The sequence below is a fragment of the Microcoleus sp. genome (assembly GCF_049646505.1).
Classification (GTDB): domain Bacteria; phylum Cyanobacteriota; class Cyanobacteriia; order Cyanobacteriales; family Microcoleaceae; genus Microcoleus.
Genome location: NZ_JBARVX010000321.1, coordinates 1 through 4,471 on the forward strand (window position 1 = coordinate 1; position 4,471 = coordinate 4,471).

1 protein-coding gene is annotated in these 4,471 nt (G+C 48.8%); it reads right to left on the reverse strand.

Features of this window, described 5'->3' with window-relative positions; translation table 11 throughout:
* Positions 1 to 4,471, reverse strand: a 4,471-nt coding sequence (locus tag WBA89_RS16590; RefSeq protein WP_424408283.1) for an FG-GAP-like repeat-containing protein, incomplete at both ends; no start/stop codon positions are given.

The window sequence follows — 4,471 nt, forward strand, 5'->3', positions numbered from 1 at the left end:
CAACTGTGGAATCGGGCGGTGCGGTGACTGGTGTTTCTAGGGGTAAGCCGGTGGCGGTGTCAGTGCCTCCTATGGCTACTATATTGCCTTCTGATGGGTCGATTTCTCCGTTTTTGTTGGTGTCGAATGTCTCGAAGGGGATGTTGAGATTGAATTCACCTTTGCTGTTAGTAATTGTGGATGGTTCGTTGGAATCGAGGATGCCGTTTTTGTTGGCGTCTAGGAAGAGGGTTGCACCCTCTATGTAGCCGTCAATGACTACGCCGGTGCTGCTAAATTGCAGCAACATACCCTTACCCTCATATGGACCCGTATCGTCGTCACTGACAGTAGCGCCAGCCCTGTCTGTTGCTGTTAACTTAATCCTGAACTCCTGCGGTATGGGACTTGCGCCACTGAGTGTACGGGTATCTGGATTGAAGGTGAGCCAACTTGGCAGGGGACTTCCGTCCATCAGAGTTGCTGTGTAGGTAAGCGTGTCACCTGGATCGGGGTCTGTGAAAGTGTTCGACGGAAATTGGTACTCGAATGTTAATGGGTTATTGCTTACTGTCTTGAACTCGTGATGCCACGGGGTTGTATCGGGGCCGTAGTTGATTTTCGGCGGGTTGTTGGGGTCGTTGTCTGCGATCGTCACAGTAGCAGTAGATGACTCGCCTATCTTTTGGGGGTAGGGAGTATTTTCTAAGGTGATAACTGCTTTTTCGTCGCCTTCTACTCGGCTGTCATCGCGGACATTAACAACCATGTTGACGCTGCGTTGACCCGCTGGAATGGTGACAAAGTTGTTATAGCCGTAGGACGGGTTAGTGGGTAATAACTGAGGGGGTTCGGAATCTGAAACTAATTCGTAATCAGGACCTGGTAGAGCAAGGTTGTTTTGATTACTATACGATCCATCTGACACATCGAACCCCTTGAACCTGTAGTAAACATCCTGCGGATCAGCTAGGTTGCCACCAGTACGGGTAATGGTGAATTTTCCTGGATTTGGGGGTTCATCCCAACGTGTTTCGGCCGCATTGGGATCTGTAGCAGTTATAGTGAGCGTTGGTTCTATCTTGGGGGCGACAAAACTTTGTGTTTCGGCAAAGGGTGAACCCGCCCAAGCACTGTCGATCGCCTGTACACTCCAGTTATAAGTTTGTCCAGGGATTAAGTAATCTGGTTTTAACAGCCAACTAGGCGAGTAGAAGTCTGAGTTGACATTCCCCAACTGCACCACTTGCCGAGTGCCGTCATCAAGGGACATTGGGCCAATCACATAGTTAATAATGTCAGCAGTATCAAAGCCTTGGTTATTAATTCGAACTTTATCGACAGTCCAAACTCGCAGATTGTAGCTTAAATCGCTATTGTAGCTTAAATCGCTATCTGGAGTTTGAGTGCCGTCGATTGGATTCCCCCGATACCACGTTAAGTTGACTCCTTCGTACTTGACTCCCTCGGCGTAATTGTATGTGCTTGAATTTAGATATTGAGGTGCCGAGGGTGGCGTGTTCGCATTAGGGGTATTGTTGTGGTAAATTTTGACAAATTTGTCGGTGCCAGATGAATTATCTGTCGTGAGTGCAATATCCAGTCTGCCGTCCTTGTCGTAGTCTCCCCAAGAAGCACCAGAGCTGAAATTCTTAGGCAGCCCTGCGTCATTGATGGGTTTAAAAGAGCCACCAAAGTCATATTGTTGGTAAACTTGGGGGGAATCAGAATTACCCGGTTGTGTCAGCAGCATATCCAGCTTGCCATTGTTGTCGTAATCCCCCCAAGCAGCAGTATTAGAACCATAACCTCCCACAGGCGTAAGTTCCTGAAAGGTATAACCATTAGTAGCCGAGTTGTAGCTCTGCTGAAGCAATCTTGTAGGACCAAATCGCCAATTATTACTTGGCCACTCGCGTGCAGCACCTGTAAGCAAGATATTCAGTCGTCCATCGTTGCCGGGGTCTCCCCAAGCGCCGTAAGTAATAGGTTCGCTGGGGTTTTGATTTTGTGGCAGTGCATTGCTCTCCTCGGTAAAGCCATTGCCAGTGTTGCGATACAATTTTGCGATGTAATTTGAGCTGCTATTGAAGTCTTTTTTTGGAGCGGTGTCTCCTGTCAGCAAGATATCGAGTTTGCCATCGTTGTCGTAGTCTCCCCAAGCGGCGTTGCCATTATTAACACCGGGCAAGTTAGCCCCAGTTTCCTCCACAAAGGTAAAGCCGTAGTAAAAAGTATTGCCGGTGTTCAAGCGAATAACGTCGTTGCGGAACACTTTGGCGATGTAGCCTGAACTCGTGTCGCCTGTGAGTACGAGATCTTTTCTGCCATCGTTGTTGTAGTCTCCCCAAGCTGCGGAACCGTTGAAAATACCAGGCAGCTTTACCCTCCTGTCTAGAGTAAATTTAGTGGGGTCGATGAAGGTTGGGTAATTGGGAAGAGTGCTATCAGTCTTTTGGTTCCGGTACAGTCTGGTGATGGGGGTGTAGGGCAAACTGGGGACGTAGGGTTCAGCGGGAATGGAGAAAGGGTCTGGTGGAGGAGTATCAATTACGCCTGTGAGCAAGATATCGAGATCGCCATCATTGTCGCTGTCTCCCCACGTAGCAGAAGGCTTGGCATTGTACACATTAGGATAATTTTGCGCCACCCAACCTGCGTAAACGGTAGGCAGGCCTATATCAACTGGCTCAAAGTCTTGACCGTCTTTGTTGCTGTAAACTTTGGGGATATATGCTTTTAGCCCAGGAGAATTTGAGGGGTCTTTGGAACTATCTCGTTCCATCACCAAGAGATCCAAATCGCCGTCATTGTCGTAATCTCCCCAGGCATTAGGGCCGACAAAACCAGGTATCGTCAGATCGAGTTCGTTGGTGAACACTTTATCCAAAATTTGCAAGGTCGCAGAGCTTTGAGTGCCAATATTCGCATTATCCGCACTAGCAATCCGAAACGCGATTTCTTCTGTTCCCTCAGCTTCACCATCCGATAAGATATCAACTGTGAAAGTTTTGGTATCTTCGCCTGGGTTAAAGGTAAGTTGACCAGAGTAATTGGAGGCAAAGTTCCAATCTTTTCCCACAGCCGCTGAACCACCAGTAACAGGTTGTAGGTACGCCCTGGAAGTTTTGCTTAGATCCCCAGTACGAGTGAGAGTAATTTCTTGCTGAACGACTCCTGTAGAACTTTCCTTGACTTTGTAAGTAGCTTGGGAAAAACTTATCGTGGGATCGTTAAGATCAGTAATTCGATCGACAGTTCCGCCAGATTGAGGTAGATCGTTAGATATCGGTATTCTGATCCTGAATCTGTTTGGGTTGCTTGTTTCTGTAGTGTTTGGTGTCGGTGTCGGCGTCGGCGAATCCGAATCGGGCGGTAGCGGTGCTCCTCCCGGAGTTGGAGTCGGAGTCCCAGTCGTCGGCGTCGGAGTCGGAGTGACAGATGTTGTCGGAGTTGGAGTCGGAGTGACAGATGTCGTCGGAGTCGGAGTCGGAGTGACAGATGTCGTCGGAGTTGGAGTCGGAGTGACAGATGTTGTCGGAGTTGGAGTCGGCGTTGGTGTCGGAGTTGGAGTCGGAGTGACAGATGTTGTCGGAGTTGGAGTCGGCGTTGGTGTCGGAGTTGGAGTTGGCGGCGGTGGCGCTACATCGTTATCTGCGATCGCCACTGTCACCCCTGGAACCACAACCACATTATACTTAGCATCAGTGCTGCTCGCACTGTGAGTAATTTTGCCGCTGTGTGAACCTTCCACAACCGCATCGTCAACAGCAATCACTGTAACGGGTTGAGCGACATTCCAATTATTGGGCGTGAAAGTGATAGGGGCGATCGGCTGAATCTGATTATCTGTTGTGAGAGTGAGGGTGACAGGGGCGATCGGCTGCGATTTCAGTGCTAAAGTGTACGTACCGTTTGCACCGCCCTCGGTAGCAGTTGTTTCGGCAACACTAACAGAAACACCAACCGTATCATTGTCCTGATTGGTAATACCAACATCCGCTACATCTCGGTTGCTGTAATTCGCATCTGTACTAACAGCAGCAGCCGTGACTATTTTGTAATCAATATCGCCGCCAGCAACATTGTCATCAACCCCTGTTACTGTCACCGGTTGCGGCACATTCCAGTTAGCAGCAGTGAATGTTAAACTATTAGTTGAAACTGTTCCCTCAGCAACATTGTCACTGTTCAAACCGATCGTCACGTCAGCAGTCGGCTGAGTATTCAAAACCACAGTAAAGTTAGCCTTACTGCCATCTTCGCCCGTAGTCAAGCCCGCCGTCGGATTCACCGTAATTCCCGGAGTTTCGTTGTCACTGTTTGTAACCGCAACATCATCGGGATTGAGGTTATTGTAATTAACATCGGTACTCACAGCAGCAGCCGTGACAATTTTGTAAGGTTGAGGGCCATCAGCTACCAAATCGTCAACACCACTCACCGTGATTGTTTGCGGTTGATTGTAGTTAGCGGGAGTGAAAGTTAAGCT